The 15,909-nt window shown below is 69.2% G+C and carries 16 protein-coding genes, 1 tRNA gene and 1 pseudogene; 8 read left to right on the forward strand and 10 right to left on the reverse strand.

Annotated elements, in window-relative coordinates; translation table 11 throughout:
• Positions 1-10 precede the first annotated feature (10 nt).
• The 6 genes from MU852_RS06210 (at position 11) to MU852_RS06230 (ending at position 6,786) form a co-directional block, all read left to right on the forward strand.
• Entirely contained in the window at positions 11-3,445 is a 3,435-nt protein-coding gene (locus MU852_RS06210) for a response regulator (RefSeq protein ID WP_249751463.1), read from the forward strand.
• A complete protein-coding gene (locus MU852_RS06215) occupies positions 3,442-4,089 on the forward strand; it encodes a CheR family methyltransferase (protein WP_430641200.1) in 648 nt (215 codons plus the stop codon). The genes MU852_RS06210 and MU852_RS06215 overlap by 4 nt, the downstream gene beginning before the upstream one ends.
• Positions 4,080-4,283 carry a CheR family methyltransferase gene (locus tag MU852_RS18160; protein ID WP_430641201.1) on the forward strand — a complete coding sequence of 68 codons (204 nt, stop codon included), beginning with the start codon at positions 4,080-4,082 and terminating at the stop codon, positions 4,281-4,283. The genes MU852_RS06215 and MU852_RS18160 overlap by 10 nt, the downstream gene beginning before the upstream one ends.
• Positions 4,280-4,849, forward strand: coding sequence for a chemotaxis protein CheB (locus MU852_RS06220; protein ID WP_249751464.1), 570 nt, complete (start codon positions 4,280-4,282; stop codon positions 4,847-4,849). Before MU852_RS18160 ends, MU852_RS06220 begins: the two co-directional genes overlap by 4 nt.
• The gene (locus tag MU852_RS06225) at positions 4,846-5,985 is read left to right on the forward strand and encodes a hybrid sensor histidine kinase/response regulator (RefSeq protein ID WP_249751465.1); all 1,140 of its coding nucleotides are present in this window, start codon (positions 4,846-4,848) and stop codon (positions 5,983-5,985) included. The genes MU852_RS06220 and MU852_RS06225 overlap by 4 nt, the downstream gene beginning before the upstream one ends.
• Positions 5,986-6,093: 108 nt before the next feature.
• Positions 6,094-6,786, forward strand: a complete 693-nt coding sequence (locus MU852_RS06230) for an IS6 family transposase (RefSeq protein WP_249751466.1) — start codon at positions 6,094-6,096, stop codon at positions 6,784-6,786.
• Positions 6,787-7,022: 236 nt separating this feature from the next.
• Here MU852_RS06230 and MU852_RS06235 read toward each other — a convergent pair.
• A tRNA-Gly gene (locus MU852_RS06235) sits at positions 7,023-7,097 on the reverse strand.
• Between the two features lie 63 nt (positions 7,098-7,160).
• Between MU852_RS06235 and MU852_RS17290 the strand changes: the two genes are divergently transcribed.
• The gene (locus MU852_RS17290; protein WP_283843803.1) at positions 7,161-7,289 is read left to right on the forward strand and encodes a hypothetical protein; all 129 of its coding nucleotides are present in this window, start codon (positions 7,161-7,163) and stop codon (positions 7,287-7,289) included.
• Between the two features lie 18 nt (positions 7,290-7,307).
• Here MU852_RS17290 and MU852_RS06240 read toward each other — a convergent pair whose 3' ends face one another.
• From MU852_RS06240 to MU852_RS06270, 7 genes are all read right to left on the reverse strand, one after another.
• The gene (locus MU852_RS06240; RefSeq protein WP_249751467.1) at positions 7,308-8,048 is read right to left on the reverse strand and encodes a TraB/GumN family protein; all 741 of its coding nucleotides are present in this window, start codon (positions 8,046-8,048) and stop codon (positions 7,308-7,310) included.
• Positions 8,049-8,307: 259 nt separating this feature from the next.
• Positions 8,308-8,961, reverse strand: a complete 654-nt coding sequence (locus tag MU852_RS06245) for a hypothetical protein (RefSeq protein ID WP_249751468.1) — start codon at positions 8,959-8,961, stop codon at positions 8,308-8,310.
• Complete coding sequence (locus tag MU852_RS06250; RefSeq protein ID WP_249751469.1) at positions 8,958-9,161, reverse strand: helix-turn-helix transcriptional regulator; 204 nt, start codon at positions 9,159-9,161, stop codon at positions 8,958-8,960. The genes MU852_RS06245 and MU852_RS06250 overlap by 4 nt, the downstream gene beginning before the upstream one ends.
• 9 nt (positions 9,162-9,170) lie before the next feature.
• The gene (locus tag MU852_RS06255; protein ID WP_249751470.1) at positions 9,171-9,638 is read right to left on the reverse strand and encodes a hypothetical protein; all 468 of its coding nucleotides are present in this window, start codon (positions 9,636-9,638) and stop codon (positions 9,171-9,173) included.
• Between the two features lie 88 nt (positions 9,639-9,726).
• Entirely contained in the window at positions 9,727-10,953 is a 1,227-nt protein-coding gene (locus tag MU852_RS06260; RefSeq protein ID WP_249751471.1) for a DNA recombination protein RmuC, read from the reverse strand.
• A gap of 66 nt (positions 10,954-11,019) precedes the next feature.
• The gene (gene recR / locus MU852_RS06265; RefSeq protein WP_249751472.1) at positions 11,020-11,622 is read right to left on the reverse strand and encodes a recombination mediator RecR; all 603 of its coding nucleotides are present in this window, start codon (positions 11,620-11,622) and stop codon (positions 11,020-11,022) included.
• Positions 11,622-11,951 carry a YbaB/EbfC family nucleoid-associated protein gene (locus MU852_RS06270; protein ID WP_249751473.1) on the reverse strand — a complete coding sequence of 110 codons (330 nt, stop codon included), beginning with the start codon at positions 11,949-11,951 and terminating at the stop codon, positions 11,622-11,624. Before MU852_RS06270 ends, recR begins: the two co-directional genes overlap by 1 nt.
• 158 nt (positions 11,952-12,109) lie before the next feature.
• Here MU852_RS06270 and MU852_RS06275 point away from each other — a divergent pair, with 158 nt between their 5' ends.
• A complete protein-coding gene (locus MU852_RS06275) occupies positions 12,110-12,724 on the forward strand; it encodes a malonic semialdehyde reductase (protein WP_249751474.1) in 615 nt (204 codons plus the stop codon).
• 183 nt (positions 12,725-12,907) lie between these two features.
• Here MU852_RS06275 and MU852_RS06280 read toward each other — a convergent pair.
• A pseudogene (locus MU852_RS06280) lies at positions 12,908-14,745 on the reverse strand (DNA polymerase III subunit gamma/tau).
• A 43-nt stretch (positions 14,746-14,788) separates the two neighbouring features.
• Positions 14,789-15,907, reverse strand: coding sequence for an acyl-CoA dehydrogenase family protein (locus tag MU852_RS06285; protein ID WP_249751475.1), 1,119 nt, complete (start codon positions 15,905-15,907; stop codon positions 14,789-14,791).
• Between the last annotated feature and the right edge of the window lie 2 nt (positions 15,908-15,909).

The following is a 15,909-nucleotide window of genomic DNA, read 5'->3' on the forward strand; positions in this document are numbered from 1 at the left end:
GAGATCGCCCATGCCCCTTCTCAAGCCCCGTGAGATGTTCGCTCGCTCCAAGGTCGAGCTCTGGGCGGGCGCGGGCCTTGCCGTGGTCCTGGCTTTCTTCCTGATCAGCGGCGTCATCGCTTACGCCAACATCCAGGACCTGCGCTCGAACAATCAGCGGGTCGTCCACACCCACTCCGTCCTGATCGGCGCCGACGATCTACTCAGCGCGGTCCAGGACGCCGAGACGGGCCAACGCGGCTACATCCTGACCGGGAACGAGCGCTATCTGGAGCCCTACGACCGCGCCATGGCCGTCGTGGACGAGCGCCTGGACGGCCTGGCGGCGCTGACGCAGGCCAATCCACGGCAGCAGGCCAATATCGCCCAGCTGCGCCGCAACGTCGCCGCCAAGACGGAGGAACTGCGGGCGACGGTGGCGCTGCGCCGTAACGAGGGGCTCGCTCCCGCGCTGGCCGTCGTCGCGACCGATCGGGGCAAGACGGAGATGGAGGCCATCCGGGAGCGGGTCGCCGCGGTGCGGGCAGAGGGTCTGCGGCAGCGGCAGGACTGGCTTGCGCAAATGGAGGCCGCCTATCGCACAGCTATCGTGAGCGGGATTCTGTCGGCGCTGCTGGGCGGTGTCCTGACCGTGAGCGTCTTCCTGCTGATCCGCCGCAGCGCCCGCGCCCGAGCGCGGCAGGATTGGCTGCAGTCGGGCCAGGTCGGTCTGGCCGAGGCTATTGGCGGCGACCTGACGCTCGAACAGCTGGCCGACAATGTCCTGGCCTTCCTGTCCCGTTACGTCGGCTCGCAGGCGGCTGTGCTGTTCGCCGGCCAGGGCGACCGCTTCCAGCAGGCCGGCGCGCTCGGCGTTCCCGCCGACGCGCCGACGCCAGAGACCTTCCGCCTCAAGGAAGGTCTGCTCGGCCAGGTCGCGGCCGACGGTCGTCCGGTGCTGCTGTCCGAGGTGCCGGACGGCTATCTGACCATCGGTTCGGCCCTGGGCCGCGACACCCCGCGGCACCTGCTCATCGCGCCGGCCCGCGTCGATGGGTCCGTCAACGGCGTGATCGAGCTTGGCTTCCTTCATCATCCGCCGGACGACCTCGTTCTGGAATTGCTTGATGCGGCCGCCGACGCCGTCGGCGTGGCGCTGCGGTCCGCGCGCTATCGCTCGGAGCTGCAGGACGCGCTGGAGGAAACGCAGCGCCAAGCCGAGGAACTGCAGGTGCAGAGCGAGGAACTGCGCGTCTCCAACGAAGAGTTGGAGGAGCAGGGTCGGGCCCTGAAGGAATCCCAGGTCCGCCTGGAGCAGCAGCAGGTCGAACTCGAACAGACCAACAGCCAGCTGGAGGAGCAGGCCCAGACCCTGGAAACGCAGCGCGACGACCTTGAGAAGGTCGGCGCCGATCTGGCGCGTCAGGCCCGGGACCTGGAGCAGGCCAGCCAGTACAAGTCGGACTTCCTGGCCAATATGTCGCACGAGCTGCGCACGCCGCTGAACTCGCTGCTGATTCTGGCCAAGTTGCTGGGCGACAACGCCGACGGCAATCTGAGCGAGGACCAGGTGCGCTTCGCCCGCACCATCCAGTCCTCGGGCGACGACCTGCTGACGCTGATCAACGACATTCTCGACCTGTCCAAGATCGAGGCGGGCCACGTCCAAGTGCGGGCCGAAGGGGTGTCGGTCGAGCGCGTGGCCGCCGAGCTGCGCCAGCTGTTCCAGCCGGTGGCCGAGACGCGGGGCCTGGAGTTCGCCGTCGAGATCGACGAGGGCGCGCCGGAAATCGTGGAGACCGACCGGCAGCGGCTGGAGCAGATCCTCAAGAACCTGCTGTCGAACGCCTTCAAATTCACCGAGACTGGCGGCGTACGCCTCTTCATCCGGGCGGACGGCGACGGCGTGGCCTTCGCGGTGAAGGACACGGGCATCGGCATCTCGCGTGACCAGCAGGCGAGCGTATTCGAGGCTTTCCAGCAAGCGGACGGCACCATCAGCCGTCGCTATGGCGGCACCGGCCTGGGCCTGTCGATCTCGCGGGAGCTGGCGCGGCTGCTGGGCGGCTCCATCGCGCTCGAGAGCGAGCCCGGCGAGGGCAGCACCTTCACCCTGACGACGCCTCGGATGTACGACCCTGACGCCGTGGCCGCGCGTCCCGTCCCTGCCAAGGCGCCCGCGTTAGGCGAGGTGCCGTCGCCGTCCTCGTCGCCTGCCGCGACGCGCCCGGCCATGCTGCGGGCCATCGAGGACGACCGCGAGCGGATCGCGGGCGCGCGGCGCCTGCTGCTGGTCATCGAGGACGACGACCGTTTCGCCGCCATCGTCCGCGACCTGTCGCGCGAGCTCGGCTTCCAGTGCCTGGTGGCGAGCACGGCCGAAGAGGCGCTGGCGCTGGCGCGACGTCACGGCCCCAGCGCCATCGTCCTCGACATCGGCCTGCCGGACCAGTCCGGACTGACGGTGCTCGATAGCCTCAAGCGTGACGACCGGACCCGGCACATCCCGATCCACATCGTCTCGGCCGACGATCACAGCCAGACCGCCCTCACGCTCGGTGCCCGCGGCTATACGATGAAGCCGGTCCGACGCGAGGATTTGGCCGAGGTGCTGACAGACCTAGAGGAGACTCTGGCGCGCACGGTCCGCCGGGTCCTGGTGGTCGAGGACGATCCGATCCAGCGCGACGCCGTCGAGCGCCTGCTGGGCTCAAGCCAAGTCGAGATCGTCGGCGTCGGCACCGCGGCGGAGTGCCTGGACGCCCTCGCGCGTCAGACCTTCGAATGCATGGTGCTGGACCTGACCCTGCCGGACGCCTCGGGCTTCTCTTTGCTGGAGACGCTGAGCGAGGACGGCGACCGGGCCTTCCCGCCGGTGATCGTCTACACCGGCCGGGACCTGTCGGCCGAGCACGAGCAGCAGCTGCAGCGCTATTCCAGCTCGATTATCATCAAGGGCGCCAAGTCGCCGGAACGGCTGCTCGACGAGGTGTCGCTGTTCCTTCACCAGGTGGTGTCCGACCTGCCGCCGGAGCAGCAGCGGATGATCCAGAAGGCGCGCCATCGCGACGCCGTGCTGGAAGGCCGCCGCATCCTCGTCGTCGAGGACGACGTGCGCAACGTCTACTCCCTGACCCAGGTGTTGGAACCGAGGGGCGCCGTGGTGGAGATCGCCCGCAACGGCCAGGAGGCGATCGACGCCCTCGCCGCGGCCGAGGCTGATCCGGCCTTGGCCATCGACCTGGTGCTGATGGACGTGATGATGCCGGTGATGGACGGCCTCACGGCGACGACGAAGATCCGCGCCGACCCACGCTGGGCGCGGCTGCCGATCCTGATGCTGACCGCCAAGGCTATGCCGGACGACCAGGCGCGCTGCCTGGACGCCGGCGCCAACGACTACATGGCCAAGCCCATCGACGTGGACAAGCTGCTGTCGCTGGTGCGCGTGTGGATGCCCCGGTGAGCCCTCTCCCCGCGCCCGACAGCATCGAGGACCTGGAGATTGATCTGCTGCTGGAGGGCCTCTTCCAGCGCTACCACTACGACTTCCGCCACTATGCGCGGGCGTCAATCAAGCGCCGCCTCGTCCAGGCCCGGGAGCAGATGGGCTACGCCACGCTATCGGCGCTGCAGGACGCGATGTTGCATGATCCCGGCATGTTGCCGCGCCTGCTCGGGTATCTGACGGTGCAGGTCAGCGAGATGTTCCGCGATCCGTCCTACTTCCGGGCGCTGCGCGAGACGGTGTTGCCGCACCTGCGCACCTATCCGTCCCTGAAGGTCTGGGTCGCCGGATGCAGCCATGGGGAGGAGGTCTATTCGCTGGCCATCCTGTTCCGCGAGGAAGGGCTCTACGACCGCACGCTCTTCTATGCGACCGACATCAATCCCGAGGCGCTGCGCATCGCGGAGGCAGGCGTCTATCCGCTGGACCGGGTGCGGACGTTCACCGAGAACCATCAGAAATCCGGCGGGCGCTCGTCGCTGTCGGACTACTACACCGCCGACTATGGCCGAGCGGTATTCGACAAGAGCCTGCGAAGCCGGATCGTCTTCTCGGACCACAGCCTGGTGACCGACGCCGTCTCTTCGCCGAGATGCAGCTGATTTCGTGCCGCAACGTCATGATCTATTTCGACCGGGCGCTGCAGGATAGGGCGGTCGGGCTGTTCCGCGACGCCCTCCCCCGCAACGGCTTCCTCGGCTTGGGCGCCAAGGAAAGCCTGCGCTTCTCCGCCCACGCCGACGCCTTCGGCGAGTTCGTGCGCGAGGAGAAAATCTACAGGAAGCGCGCGGCATGACGACGAACGAGACACGCGCCGTCGTCATCGGCGCCTCGGCCGGTGCGGTCCAGGCCCTGCTGAAGATCCTGCCCGCCCTGCCGGCGGAGTTTCCGGCGCCCGCGCTGATCGCGGTCCACGTGCCGCCGGACCGTGACAACGCCCTCGTGCCGCTGCTGCAGTCGCGGTGCAGTGTTCGCGTCAAGGAGGCCGAGGACAAGGAGCCGGTCGCGGCCGGCGTGGTGTATTTCGCGCCCTCGGACTATCACCTCCTGGTCGAACGCGACGGGAGCCTGGCCCTGTCTTCGGACGAGTTGGTCAACTATTCCCGCCCTTCGATCGACGTCCTGTTTGAGAGCGCCGCCGACGCCTATGGCGCGGGCCTGACCGGGATCATCCTGACCGGCGCCAACAGCGACGGCGCCGCAGGGCTGCAGGCCGTGGCGACCGCGGGCGGCGAGACGATCGTCGAGGACCCGCGACAGGCCTACGCCTCGACCATGCCCGAGGCCGCCCTGGTCGGTTCCTCCGCCCGGATCCTCAGCCTCGACGCCATCGCCGACCACCTTGCACGGATGACCGGATGACCCAGACCGACGATCCCATCCCTGTCCTCTTGGTGGATGATCTGGAGGAGAATCTGCTCGCGCTCGAGGCCCTGCTCCGACGTGACGGCCTGACCTTCCTCAAGGCCCGCACCGGCGACGAGGCGCTGGAGCTGCTGCTCGCCCATGAGGTGGCCCTTGCGTTGCTCGACGTGCAGATGCCCGGCATGGACGGCTTCCAGCTGGGCGAATACATGCGCGCCTCGACGCGGACCCGCCACGTGCCCATCATCTTCGTCACGGCGGGCAGCGCGGACCACCAGAGACGCTTCCGCGGCTATGAGGCCGGAGCGGTGGACTTCATCCAGAAGCCGATCGAGGCCGACATCCTGCGCAGCAAGGCCGAGGTCTTCTTCGATCTGTTCGACCAGCGCCGCCAGGTGCTGCGCCAGCGCGACGAACTGAAGGCCTACGCCGCTCAGTTGAGGGCGGCCGACCGCCGCAAGGACGAGTTCCTGGCCGTCCTGGGCCATGAGCTGCGCAACCCGCTGATGGCGCTGAGGGCGGGGCTGCAACTGCTGGAGCGCGAGGCGGACGGGTCCAAGGCCGGGGTGATCCGGGAGAGGATGGGGACCCAGGTGCTCCATCTGTCGCGCCTGATCGAGGATCTGCTCGACGTCTCGCGCATCGACCAGGGCAAGATCGCCCTGCGTCTAGAACGCGTGTCGCTGCAGGCCGTGCTGGAGTCGGCGATCGACACCAGCCGTCCGAAGATCGACGCCGGGTTGCACGCGCTGACCGTGGACCTGCCGGACGAACCGGCGTGGATCGCGGGGGACTTCACGCGGCTGTCCCAGGTGGTCAGCAACCTGCTGACCAACGCCGCCAAATACACTCCCTCCGGGGGCGAGATCCGACTGTCGGCGCGACTAGAGGCCGACACGGTTGAGATCGAGGTCGAGGACAACGGCGTCGGCGTCCCACCCGAGATGCAGGAGCGGATCTTCGCCCTCTACACCCAGGTTCCGGGACCGGACACGCGCTCCTCCGAAGGACTGGGCATCGGCCTGGCCCTGGTCAAGCAGCTGGTGGAGTTGCACCGGGGCGCCATCGCCGTCTCCAGCGAGGGCGAGGACCAGGGCAGCCGCTTCACCGTGCGTCTCCCGCGCTCAGTCTGAAGCGCGCCACGCCGACGGGCATTGGCGCACATAGTAGGGGTGCTGTCAGTCTAACGCTAACTTGTCTCCACTGACGATGGCGTAAATGGCTGACCGGGAACGATTTTCATGAAACCGCTGTCGTTCAAGCGCCACCGCTTTCCGGCGGAAGTGATCCGTCACGCCGTCTGGCTGTATTTTCGCTTCAGCCTCAGCCTGCGCGACGTCGAGGAGATGCTGGCTCAACGCGGGATTGAGGTCAGTTACGAGACGATCCGCTGCTGGACACGCAAGTTCGGCCCCTTGATCGCCAGGCGGCTGAGGAAGCGCCGGCCAGCGCCATCGCCGCGATGGCATCTGGACGAAATGGTCTGTTGGATCGGCGGCCGGCAGATGTATCTGTGGCGCGCCGTGGACGACGAAGGCGAGGTCCTCGACCTCGTCGTCCAGCGCCGGCGGGATACGCAAGCGGCGTTGAAACTGCTGGGCCGCCTGCTGCGTAACCAACCCATTGAGCCGAAGAGGATCACGACCGACGGCCTAGTGTCATACGGCGCGGCGCTTCGTGAGCTCGGCCGGGCTCAGATCCATCGACCGGGCCAGCTGCGGGAAAACAACCGGGTCGAGAACTCGCACCTGCCGATCCGACGACGAGAGCGACAACAACAGGGCTTCAAATCCAAAGCCTCAGCCCAGCGTTTCCTCACCACCCACGCCGCGATCTACAACACCTTCAACGTCCAACGACATCTCATCAGCGGTCCTACCCTTCGGCGCTTCCGCGCCGATGCGGATGCCGCCTGGGCGGCGGCGACCGCTTAGATCGGCCGGGGTTGGGCGAACTTCATCCGCAGGCGGTAACCTGACAGCACCCTGGGCTTTCATAAAGATCGAGGGACCAGAGGGGGCACGTCACCCGGCGCCTTCTACCCGCCACGAAAGTTCAAATAGTTGGCGCTCAAGGATCAGGAGCGCGGGAACAAAAGGTGCCCGCGATTCCAAAATGACTGCAAAAACCACAAAACGCGGCCTCAGCCATTTCCATAAGCTGTTGAAATTGGAGCGGGTAGCGAGAATCGAACTCGCGACATTCAGCTTGGGAAGCTGACGTTCTACCTCTGAACTATACCCGCGCTCCCGGTTTCCTTAGCCTCGCCCGAGGCGGGGCTCAAGGCGCAAGGCGGGCGGACGAGATCATGAGGCGCGAAAAGGGAGCGGGCGCGGGAAGGGCGGCCATGTTCGGCTGCCTGGCCGTGCTCCTGATCGGGGCGGGCGTGGCGGCGGCGCTCTGGGTGATCTTCGTCTGGGACGTCAATCAGGGCTGAGACCGCCGCCGTTCCGGGTCAGTCGGCGACGCGCGCCACGTCGACGCCGCGCTGCGCCAGCAGGGCCTGGACGCTGTCGTCGCCCGCCAGGTGGGCGGCGCCCACGGCGATGAAGGCCGTGCCCGAGCCCTGCAGCAGGGTCTGGATCTGGTTGGCCCAATCGAGGTTCCGGTCGACCAGGATCGCCTGATAGACGTGCGGCGCCGTGTCCTTCATGTCCTCGACCACGACCCGGTCCAGTTCGGCCACGTCGCCGCGCGACCAGGCGTCGACCATGCCGTCCAGCATCTCGACGGCGTCGTCGAAGTCCTCCAGCGTCTGGCGGATGAACTCCAGCTGCACCGGCTCGTCCATCGTGGCCAGGATGCGGATCTGCTTGTCGATGGTCTCGAACGCCTTGATCGGCTTGCCGGCGGCCTCGGCGCGCGCCTTCAGCACCAGTTCCACCCCCGACTGGGGATCGTAGCCCGCCTTGACCAGCGGTGCGACCGACAGGGTCAGGCCCGCCAGCCACGGCCGCATCGGATCCAGCTGCGCGGCGCTCATGCCCACGGTGCGGGCGGCGGCGTCCAGTTCGGCCATCTCCTCGGCGGTCAGGATGCTGGACAGGGGCTTGTCCGGCGACAGGCCGTACTGCTGGACCAGGGGCATGACGGCCGCCTGGTTGTCGGGATCGCTGATCTCGAACCAGACCTCGTCGGCGCTGTCGAAGGCGGCCTCCACGCGCGGGCTGGACCAGCCGATGGTCGGGCGCAGCACATGGACGGTGCCGAACAGATACAGGTGGAGTCCGCGTCCTTGACCACCCAGAGGGCCGGGCCCTCGCCGCGAATGGCGGGCGGGGCCGCCGGCTGGGCGGCTTCCTGGGCCAGGGCCGGCTGGCCGGTCAGGGCGAAGTAGAGCGCCAGGCCGCCGGCCACGCCGGCCGCGCCGCGCGCAAGGGTGGAGGCGGAGGTCTTCAGAAGGGTCGACAGGGTCATGGGTTCAGTCCTCGTTGAAAAAGGGAAGGCGGCGGCCCTCAGGCCAGGCCTCGACGGGCCGAGGCGACGGCGGAGACCAGCAGGTACAGGGTCATCAGGACGGCGTAGATGTCCCAGGCGGTCAGGGGCGCCAGAACGCCCAGACGCTCGGCCGCCGCCCACAGGAACAGCAGGCCCTGGCCCAGGAAGAGGGTCGCGGCCGCGGCTTCCAGGGCCGTGCGGCGCAGCAGTTCGTCGACGCCGCGCCAAACCTTGAAGTTCAGCACCGTGTGGACGGCCAGCAGCAGGACGATCGACCCCATCGCCACGCCGCCCGCCAGCCCGGCCAGGGCGAAGACGATCGGCAGCAGCAGGATCAGGCCGGAAAAGCCCATGACGGCCGCCTGGAAGCGCGCCTGGCGCCCTTCCTCGGCCGAGGCGGGGTCGTCCATGCCGTACATCCGGCCCAGGCGGCGCGGATCCAGGCTGATGAGCATGACCGCCCCGGCGCCGATGATCAGGGCGGCGCCGGTCAGGGCGGCCAGGGCGTCGGACCAGCGCACGTCGACGCCGTCCAGGGCGTCGGGCCCGATCAGGTCGGGCAGGATCAGCCGACCGAACAGATAGCCGGCGGCGCCCGTCGCCAGGCCGAAGCCGAAGGCGGTCAGCAGGCGGCGCGGCAGCGGGGAGGTCTTGCGTGAAGACGCGGTCATCCGTCGGTCTCCTGTTCCGAGAAGATGGATTCGATGGGTTGGCCGAAGACGCGGGCGATCTTGAAGGCCAGCGGCAGGGACGGGTCGTAGCGGCCGGTCTCCAGCGCATTGACGGTCTGGCGCGACACGGCCAGCAGCTCGGCCAGCTGCGCCTGGGACCAGTCGCGCTCGGCGCGCAGAACCTTGAGGCGGTTGTTCATGGGGTTCTCCTATCGCCGCCGGAACCACCACCACGCCCAGGCGACCGTGTAGCCGACCAGCATCAGGACCAGCAGGCCGCCGGCGCCCAGGGCGGCGTGGGCCACGGGATCGCTGCGGCCGTAGAACCAGTCGGGCAGGCGCCAGTCCGCCGTCTGCGGCAGGGTGGCGATCAGCATCAGCGGCAGGCCCAGCAGCAGCGCGCCCGATCCGCCCCAGAACCAGGCGGCCTTGTGCGCCTCGCGCGCCGCCTCGTCGATCGTGCGCATCCAATAGACGCTGACCCACAGGCTGACGCCGACGGCGATCAGTCCGAACACGCCGAAACCGACGATCTCGAACGCGGCGACGCGGTCGGCGGCTTCCGGGCTGGACGCCGACAGATAGCCCGCGCCGAACCCGGCCAGTCCCGCCAGGAACCCGGTCAGCAGCCCGCCCAGGAAGACCCAGCCCAGCAGTCGCTTCAGTTTCGGCTGCATGACAGCCCTCCTTGTCTTTATGACAAGGTCACTTTACGTCCAATGACGGCAATGTCAAGCACCCTTTCCTTATGGACAAGCTCGCTTGCTATTCGGCGGCGTCGCGAGTGGCTGACGTCAGCAGTTCCGGCCGGCTGACGGCGCGCGGGCTGGCGTCGACCGGGGCCAGTTCGGGCAGGGTCTTGCCTTCGTGATCGACCTGCAGGTCCTCAAACCGGCGGGCCGAAACCATGACCTGGCTCTCCAGCGAGCCGACGAACTGGTTGTACTTGCCGACCGCCGCATCCAGCGCGCGGCCGACCGCCGAGGCGTGGCCGCCCATGACCGACAGCCGCTTGTAGAGCTCGCGTCCCAGGGCCGCGACGCGGTCGGCGTTGGCGGCCTGCTCCTCGGCGCGCCAGCCGTAGGCGACGGCCTTGCACAGGGCGAACAGGGTCGTGGGCGTGACGATGACGACGCGCGAGGTCATGGCGTGGGTCATCAGGTCCGGCTCGTGGTCCAGGGCGGTGGCCAGGAAGGCGTCGCCGGGCACGAACAGGGCGACGAAATCGGGGCTGGGCTTGAACTGGTCCTGATAGGCCTTGGACGACAGCTGCCGGACGTGGGTCTTCAGGCTGGCGGCGGTGCGCAGGCCGACCGAGCGGGCGCGCGCCTCCTCGTCCCCCTCCCCGTCGTCGAAGGCCAGGGGCACCTTGGCGTCGATCACGAACATGCCGCCGCCCGGCAGGCGCACGATGAAGTCCGGACGGTTCTGGCGCCCCTCGTCGTCGGCGCTGGAGGTCTGTTCAGTGAAGTCGAACCGGCCGGCCATGCCGGCGGCCTCCAGCACGTTGCGGCAGGTCTGCTCGCCCCAGCGGCCGCGCCGGCCGGTGTTGCCGCGCAGGGCCTCGGTCAGCTTGCGCGCCTCGTCGCGCGTCGCCGAGGAGGCCGCCATCAGCTGGGCCAGCTGCTCGCGCAGGCCGCCGGTTTCCTCGGAACGGGTCTTTTCCAGCGCCGCGACGTGTTCCTGGAACTTGCTCAGGGTGTCGGCGACCGGCTTCAGCTGCGCCGCCATCCGCTCGCGCGCCAGCTGGTCCTGGGCGCGGAAGGTCTCGGTCGCGCGACTGACCATCTGGTCGGCGACGACCTGCGCCGACTGGGCGGCCTGGGCCTTCAGCAGCTCGCCCAGGGTGACGCGGCTTTCCTCGACCACCTCGATCCGCGCCAGGGCGGCGGAGAGCTCGGCGCGGGTCCGCTGCCATCCCATGAAGGCCCACAGGAAACCGCCGCCCAGGGCGACGGCGACGACGGCGAGGATCGGCGCGAGCATGTTCATGGTCCGTTCCTTAAACGGAGTCGAAGGATCAGGCCAGTTGCGCCCTCCCTGCGACGGAATCGGTCGTCAGGTCGGCCGGCGCGCGCGCAGGGCCTGGACGATGGTGCCGTCGTCCAGCCAGTCCAGTTCGCCCCCGACGGGCACGCCGCGCGCCAGGGAGGTCACCTCCACCCCCGGCCCGGAGATGCGTTCGGCGATGTAGTGGGCGGTGGTCTGACCGTCGACGGTGGCGGGCAGGGCCAGGACGACCTCGCGCACCTCGCCGCCCCTCACCCGGCCGACCAGTTCGGCGACGCGCAACTGGTCCGGCCCCACGCCGTCCAGGGCCGACAGCAGGCCGCCCAGCACGTGGTATTTGCCGCGAAAGGCGCCAGACCGCTCCATCGCCCACAGGGCGCCGGCCTCCTCGACCACGCAGATCAGGCCGTTGTCGCGCGCGCCGTCCGCGCAGATGGCGCAGGGGTCGCGGGTGTCGGGCGCGCCGCACACCGAGCACGACACCACCTTGTCCGCCGTCTCGGCCAGCGAGGCGGCCAGCGGGACCAGCAGCTGCTCGCGCCGCTTCAGCAGCGCCAGGGCCGCGCGCCGGGCCGAGCGCGGGCCCAGGCCCGGCAGCTTGGCGAGAAGGGAGATGAGCCGCTCGATCTCGGGCCCGGCGGAGGCGGCCATCAGAACAGTTTCGGCATTCCGGGAATGTTCATCCCGGCCATCGGCCCGGCGGCCTCGCGCATCAGAGCGGTGTTGACCTCGTCCAGCTTGCGCTTGGCGTCGGCATGGGCGGCGACGATCAGATCGGCCAGGATCTCACCCTCGCCCGGCGCCAGCAGGCTGTCGTCGATCCTGATCGCGGTGATCTCGCCGGCGCCCTTCAGCGCCACGCTCACTAGGCCGCCGCCGGACGTGCCCTCGGCGGAGGTTTCGGCCATCTTGGCCTGGGCGTCCTGCAGCTTTTGCTGCATCGCCTGGGCCTGCTGCATCAGTTGGGTCAGGTCTTTCATGGCCCCTAGATAGGGCCAAGCGCCCCGGTCGCACAGGGGTCTTTCGCCGACATCACGCAAATGGAAACGCTGTGATGCGCGATTCGCACTTGCGACTGTTGCGATACGGCTTAATTAGCACTCGCGCATTCGTTGCTAATCAAGTCAGGAACGCTCCCATGGCCTATGACGCCATTCCCCAACGCGACGCCCCGCTGTCGGACGCCGCCCTGTCGCAACTGTTCACCGAGGCGCGCACCCGCAACGGCTGGACCGACCGGCCGGTCGCGCCCGAGCTGCTGCATCGGCTCTACGACCTGACCAAGTTCGGGCCGACGGCGGTGAACATGACGCCGGCCCGCTTCCTGTTCGTGACGTCGCCACAGGCCAAGGCCCGCCTGGTCCCGCTGATGAGCGAAGGCAACCAGGCCAAGACGGCCCAGGCGCCGGTCACCGTCATCATCGGCCAGGACATCGACTTCCACGACCACCTGCCCGCGCTGTTCCCGCATGCGCCCGGCGCCCGCGACTGGTTCGCCGACGAGGCCGGCCGCCGCGAGGCCGCCTTCCGCAACAGCTCGCTTCAGGGCGGCTATTTCCTGATCGCGGCCCGCGCCCTGGGCCTGGACGTCGGCCCCATGTCCGGCTTCGACGCCGCGGCGGTGAAGGCCGAGTTCTTTCCCGAAGGCAATGTGGAGCCCAACTTCATCGTCAATCTGGGCTACGGTTCGGACGAGAACCTGTTCCCCCGCTCGCCGCGCCTGAGCTTCGACGAGGCGGCGAAGATTCTGTGAGCGACGACGCAAGGCTTCTCCCTCCCCCTGCGGGGGAGGGTGGCTGAGCGCAGCGAAGCCGGGTGGGGAGGGCTGGGCGAACAGAGACAGACCGAGTCGGCGTCGCCTTGCCGCCCCCATCCGGTCTCGCCTTTGGCTCGACCACCCTCCCCCGCAGGGGGAGGGAGAGCGCGGTGCGCCCCCTCAGTCCTCGTCGCCTTCCGCCTCGTCCGGGATTTCCGGCGTGACCAGGGTCGGCGCGACCGTGCGGATTTCGCCCAGCTTCGCGCCGGGGAAGGCCGTCAGCACAGACTGGATGAAGGCGTCGCTTTCGACGGCCTCGCGCTCGGCGGCGCGGGCCTTCTTCTGCTGTTCGATCAGGGTCTCGCCGCCGCCCTGGCCGTTGGCGGCGATCAGCCAGGTGCGGCCGGTCCAGTCCTTCAGGCGCGAGGCCAGCTTGCGCGCCAGTTCGACCGGCGCGCCCTGGACGCTCTCATAGACGATGGCGCCGGGCTTGAACGACACCGGCTTCACATAGCGTTCGACGTCCATCTGCAGGCCGATCTCGCGCCGCTCGCCGATCAGGGCCACGACCTGTTCGAAGCTCTGCGGATCCGGCAGGGCCGGCGCCGCCATCGGTCGCGCGGCCAGTTGGGCGGACGCGCCGCCGCCCCCGCCGCTCCCGCCGCCGCCGCCGCGCGGGGCCGAGCCGCCGCCCAGGGGCTCGCCGGACTGCAGCCGCTTCAGCGCCTCTTCCGGTCCGGGCAGGTCGGCGGCGTAGGCCAGGCGCACCAGGGCCATTTCCACCGCATCGGCCGGATTGGGCGCACGCCGCACCTCGTCCAGCGCCTTCAGCAGCATCTGCCAGGTGCGCGACAGGGTCGCCGCCGGAATGGCCGCGCCCAGCGCCGCCAGCTTCTGCGCCTGGTCGTTGGGCAGGCGCGTCGCGTTCGGCCCCAGCATCTTGGCCACCGAGGCGGCGTGACAATGTTCCAAGAGGTCGTTGGTCACCTGCACCGGATCGGCGCCGAAGCCGTAAAGCGTGCGGAAGGTCTCCAGCGCCTCGGGCGTGCGGCCGGCCATGACGGATTCGAACAGGGCGATGGTCTGGCTGCGGTCGGCCAGGCCCAGCATGTCGCGCACGGTCTCGGTCTTGACCGTCTCGCCGCCCTCGGCCTGGACCAGGGCCTGGTCCAGCAGCGACAGGCCGTCGCGCACCGACCCTTCGGCCGCGCGCGCGATCAGGGCCAGGGCGTCGCCCTCGATCTTCATGCCCTCGCGGTCGGCGACGCGCGCCAGGTGCTCGACCAGGATCTCGGGCTCGACACGACGCAGGTCGAAGCGCTGGCACCGGCTCAGGATCGTCACCGGCACCTTGCGGATCTCGGTGGTGGCGAAGATGATTTGGCGTGGGGCGGCGGCTCCTCCAGCGTCTTCAGCAGGGCGTTGAACGCCTGCGTCGACAGCATGTGGACCTCGTCCAGCACATAGACCTTGTAGCGCGCCTCTACCGGCGCATAGCGGACGCTTTCCAGGATGTCGCGGATGTCGTTGACGCCGGTGTGGGACGCCGCGTCCATCTCCATCACGTCCATGTGCTGGCCGGCCATGATGGCGGCGTCGTGCCGGCCGTGGGCGGTCAGGGCCAGCGACGGCTTGTCGATGGCGTCGGTCTCGTTGTTCAGGGCGCGGGCCAGCAGGCGGGCGGTGGTCGTCTTGCCGACGCCCCGCACGCCGGTCAGCATGAAGGCGTGGGCGATGCGGCCGGTGGCGAAGGCGTTGGTCAGGGTGCGGACCATCGCCTCCTGGCCGATCAGGTCCTCGAAGGTGCGCGGCCGGTACTTGCGCGCCAGCACCTGATAGGCGGCGCCATCCTCGGCCGCCGGCTCGGCACGGGCCTCGACGGGAGCGGCGGCGACGGGCGCAGGCGGCGGTTCCGGTGCAGCCGCCGGCGCGCCGAACATGTCGTCGGTGTTCTCGTCGCGTTCGACGACATCCTCGTCCCAGGGCGGGCCGTCCAGATTCGGGTCGCTGTCCGTCATGGCCCCGTCTTACCGCGAAGGACGGGGGCGGTCAGGCGGAATCTCAGAACCCTTGAGCTTGCGCCAGCCGCTCGCTGTGGAAACCGGCGTCGCCCAGCAGTTCGTTCAGCACGCGCACCCGCTTCATGAACAGGCCGACGTCGAATTCGTCGGTCATGCCGACGCCGCCGTGCATCTGCACCGCCTCCTGGACCGCCAGTTCGGCCACCCGCCCGGCCTTGGCCTTGGCGACCGAGGCGGCCAGGGCGGCGTCCTGCCGCCCGGCGTCGAGGGCCTGAAGCGCGCCCAGGGTCGCGGCGCGGGCCAGCTCCAGTTCGGTGAACAGGTGCGCCGCCCGGTGCTGAAGCGCCTGGAACTCGCCGATCAGCTTGCCGAACTGCTTGCGGGTGCGCAGATACTCCAGCGTAATCTTGAACGCCTGGTCGCCCGCGCCGGTCAGGCTGGAGGCCGCGCAGGCCCGGCCCAACGCCAGGGCGCCGTCCAGCAGCGCCTCGCCATTTCCAACCTCGCCGATCACCGCATCCGCATCGACCGCGACGTCGGTCAGGACGACCCGCGCGGCGTTGTGGGCGTCGACCATGACGGTCCGCTCGATCTCCACGCCCGCCGCCTTGGGATCGACCAGGAACAGGGTCGTCCCCTCTTCCGCCCTGGCCACGACGATCAGGGCGTCCGCGACATGGCCGTCCAGCACGAAGGCCTTGGCGCCGTTCAGACGAAAGCCGTTGCCCGCCCGTTCGGCCCGCGTGGCGATCTTGGCCGGGGCGTGCTTGGGACCCTCGTCCACGGCCAGCGACAGGATGGCCTCGCCCGCCGCGATCTTCGGCAGCCAGGCCTGCTGGGCCTCGGACCCGCCGTCGGCCAGCACCCTGGCGGACAGCACGGCCGAACCCATGAAGGGCGACGGCGTCAGGGTGCGGCCCAGGCTCTCGGCGATCACCCCCGCCTCGACCGCGCCCAGCCCGGCGCCGCCGTATTCTTCAGGAATGATGACGCCGGCGAAGCCCATCTCTCCGAACGCCCGCCACAGGTCGCGGGACAGTCCATCAGGGTCGCGCGCGTCGCGCAGCTGGCGCAGGTGGGCGATGGGCGCGCGCTCGGCCAGGAAGCCGTCGGCGGCCTCCTGCAGCATGGCCTGCTCTTCGGTCAGGATCAGGGGCATGG

This window comes from Brevundimonas albigilva (assembly GCF_023503965.1).
GTDB classification, from domain to species: domain Bacteria; phylum Pseudomonadota; class Alphaproteobacteria; order Caulobacterales; family Caulobacteraceae; genus Brevundimonas; species Brevundimonas albigilva.

Bases quoted from the DNA above. Each gene is read 5' to 3' on its own strand.
- MU852_RS06210 (WP_249751463.1), top strand. From the start codon at position 11: ATGCCCCTTCTCAAGCCCCGTGAGATGTTCGCTCGCTCCAAGGTCGAG.
- MU852_RS18160 (WP_430641201.1), top strand. From the start codon at position 4,080: ATGCAGCTGATTTCGTGCCGCAACGTCATGATCTATTTCGACCGGGCG.
- MU852_RS06220 (WP_249751464.1), top strand. From the start codon at position 4,280: ATGACGACGAACGAGACACGCGCCGTCGTCATCGGCGCCTCGGCCGGT.
- MU852_RS06225 (WP_249751465.1), top strand. From the start codon at position 4,846: ATGACCCAGACCGACGATCCCATCCCTGTCCTCTTGGTGGATGATCTG.
- MU852_RS06230 (WP_249751466.1), top strand. From the start codon at position 6,094: ATGAAACCGCTGTCGTTCAAGCGCCACCGCTTTCCGGCGGAAGTGATC.
- MU852_RS17290 (WP_283843803.1), top strand. From the start codon at position 7,161: ATGAGGCGCGAAAAGGGAGCGGGCGCGGGAAGGGCGGCCATGTTCGGC.
- MU852_RS06245 (WP_249751468.1), bottom strand. From the start codon at position 8,961: ATGACCGCGTCTTCACGCAAGACCTCCCCGCTGCCGCGCCGCCTGCTG.
- MU852_RS06250 (WP_249751469.1), bottom strand. From the start codon at position 9,161: ATGAACAACCGCCTCAAGGTTCTGCGCGCCGAGCGCGACTGGTCCCAG.
- MU852_RS06255 (WP_249751470.1), bottom strand. From the start codon at position 9,638: ATGCAGCCGAAACTGAAGCGACTGCTGGGCTGGGTCTTCCTGGGCGGG.
- MU852_RS06260 (WP_249751471.1), bottom strand. From the start codon at position 10,953: ATGAACATGCTCGCGCCGATCCTCGCCGTCGTCGCCGTCGCCCTGGGC.
- recR (WP_249751472.1), bottom strand. From the start codon at position 11,622: ATGGCCGCCTCCGCCGGGCCCGAGATCGAGCGGCTCATCTCCCTTCTC.
- MU852_RS06270 (WP_249751473.1), bottom strand. From the start codon at position 11,951: ATGAAAGACCTGACCCAACTGATGCAGCAGGCCCAGGCGATGCAGCAA.
- MU852_RS06275 (WP_249751474.1), top strand. From the start codon at position 12,110: ATGGCCTATGACGCCATTCCCCAACGCGACGCCCCGCTGTCGGACGCC.
- MU852_RS06285 (WP_249751475.1), bottom strand. From the start codon at position 15,907: ATGCCCCTGATCCTGACCGAAGAGCAGGCCATGCTGCAGGAGGCCGCC.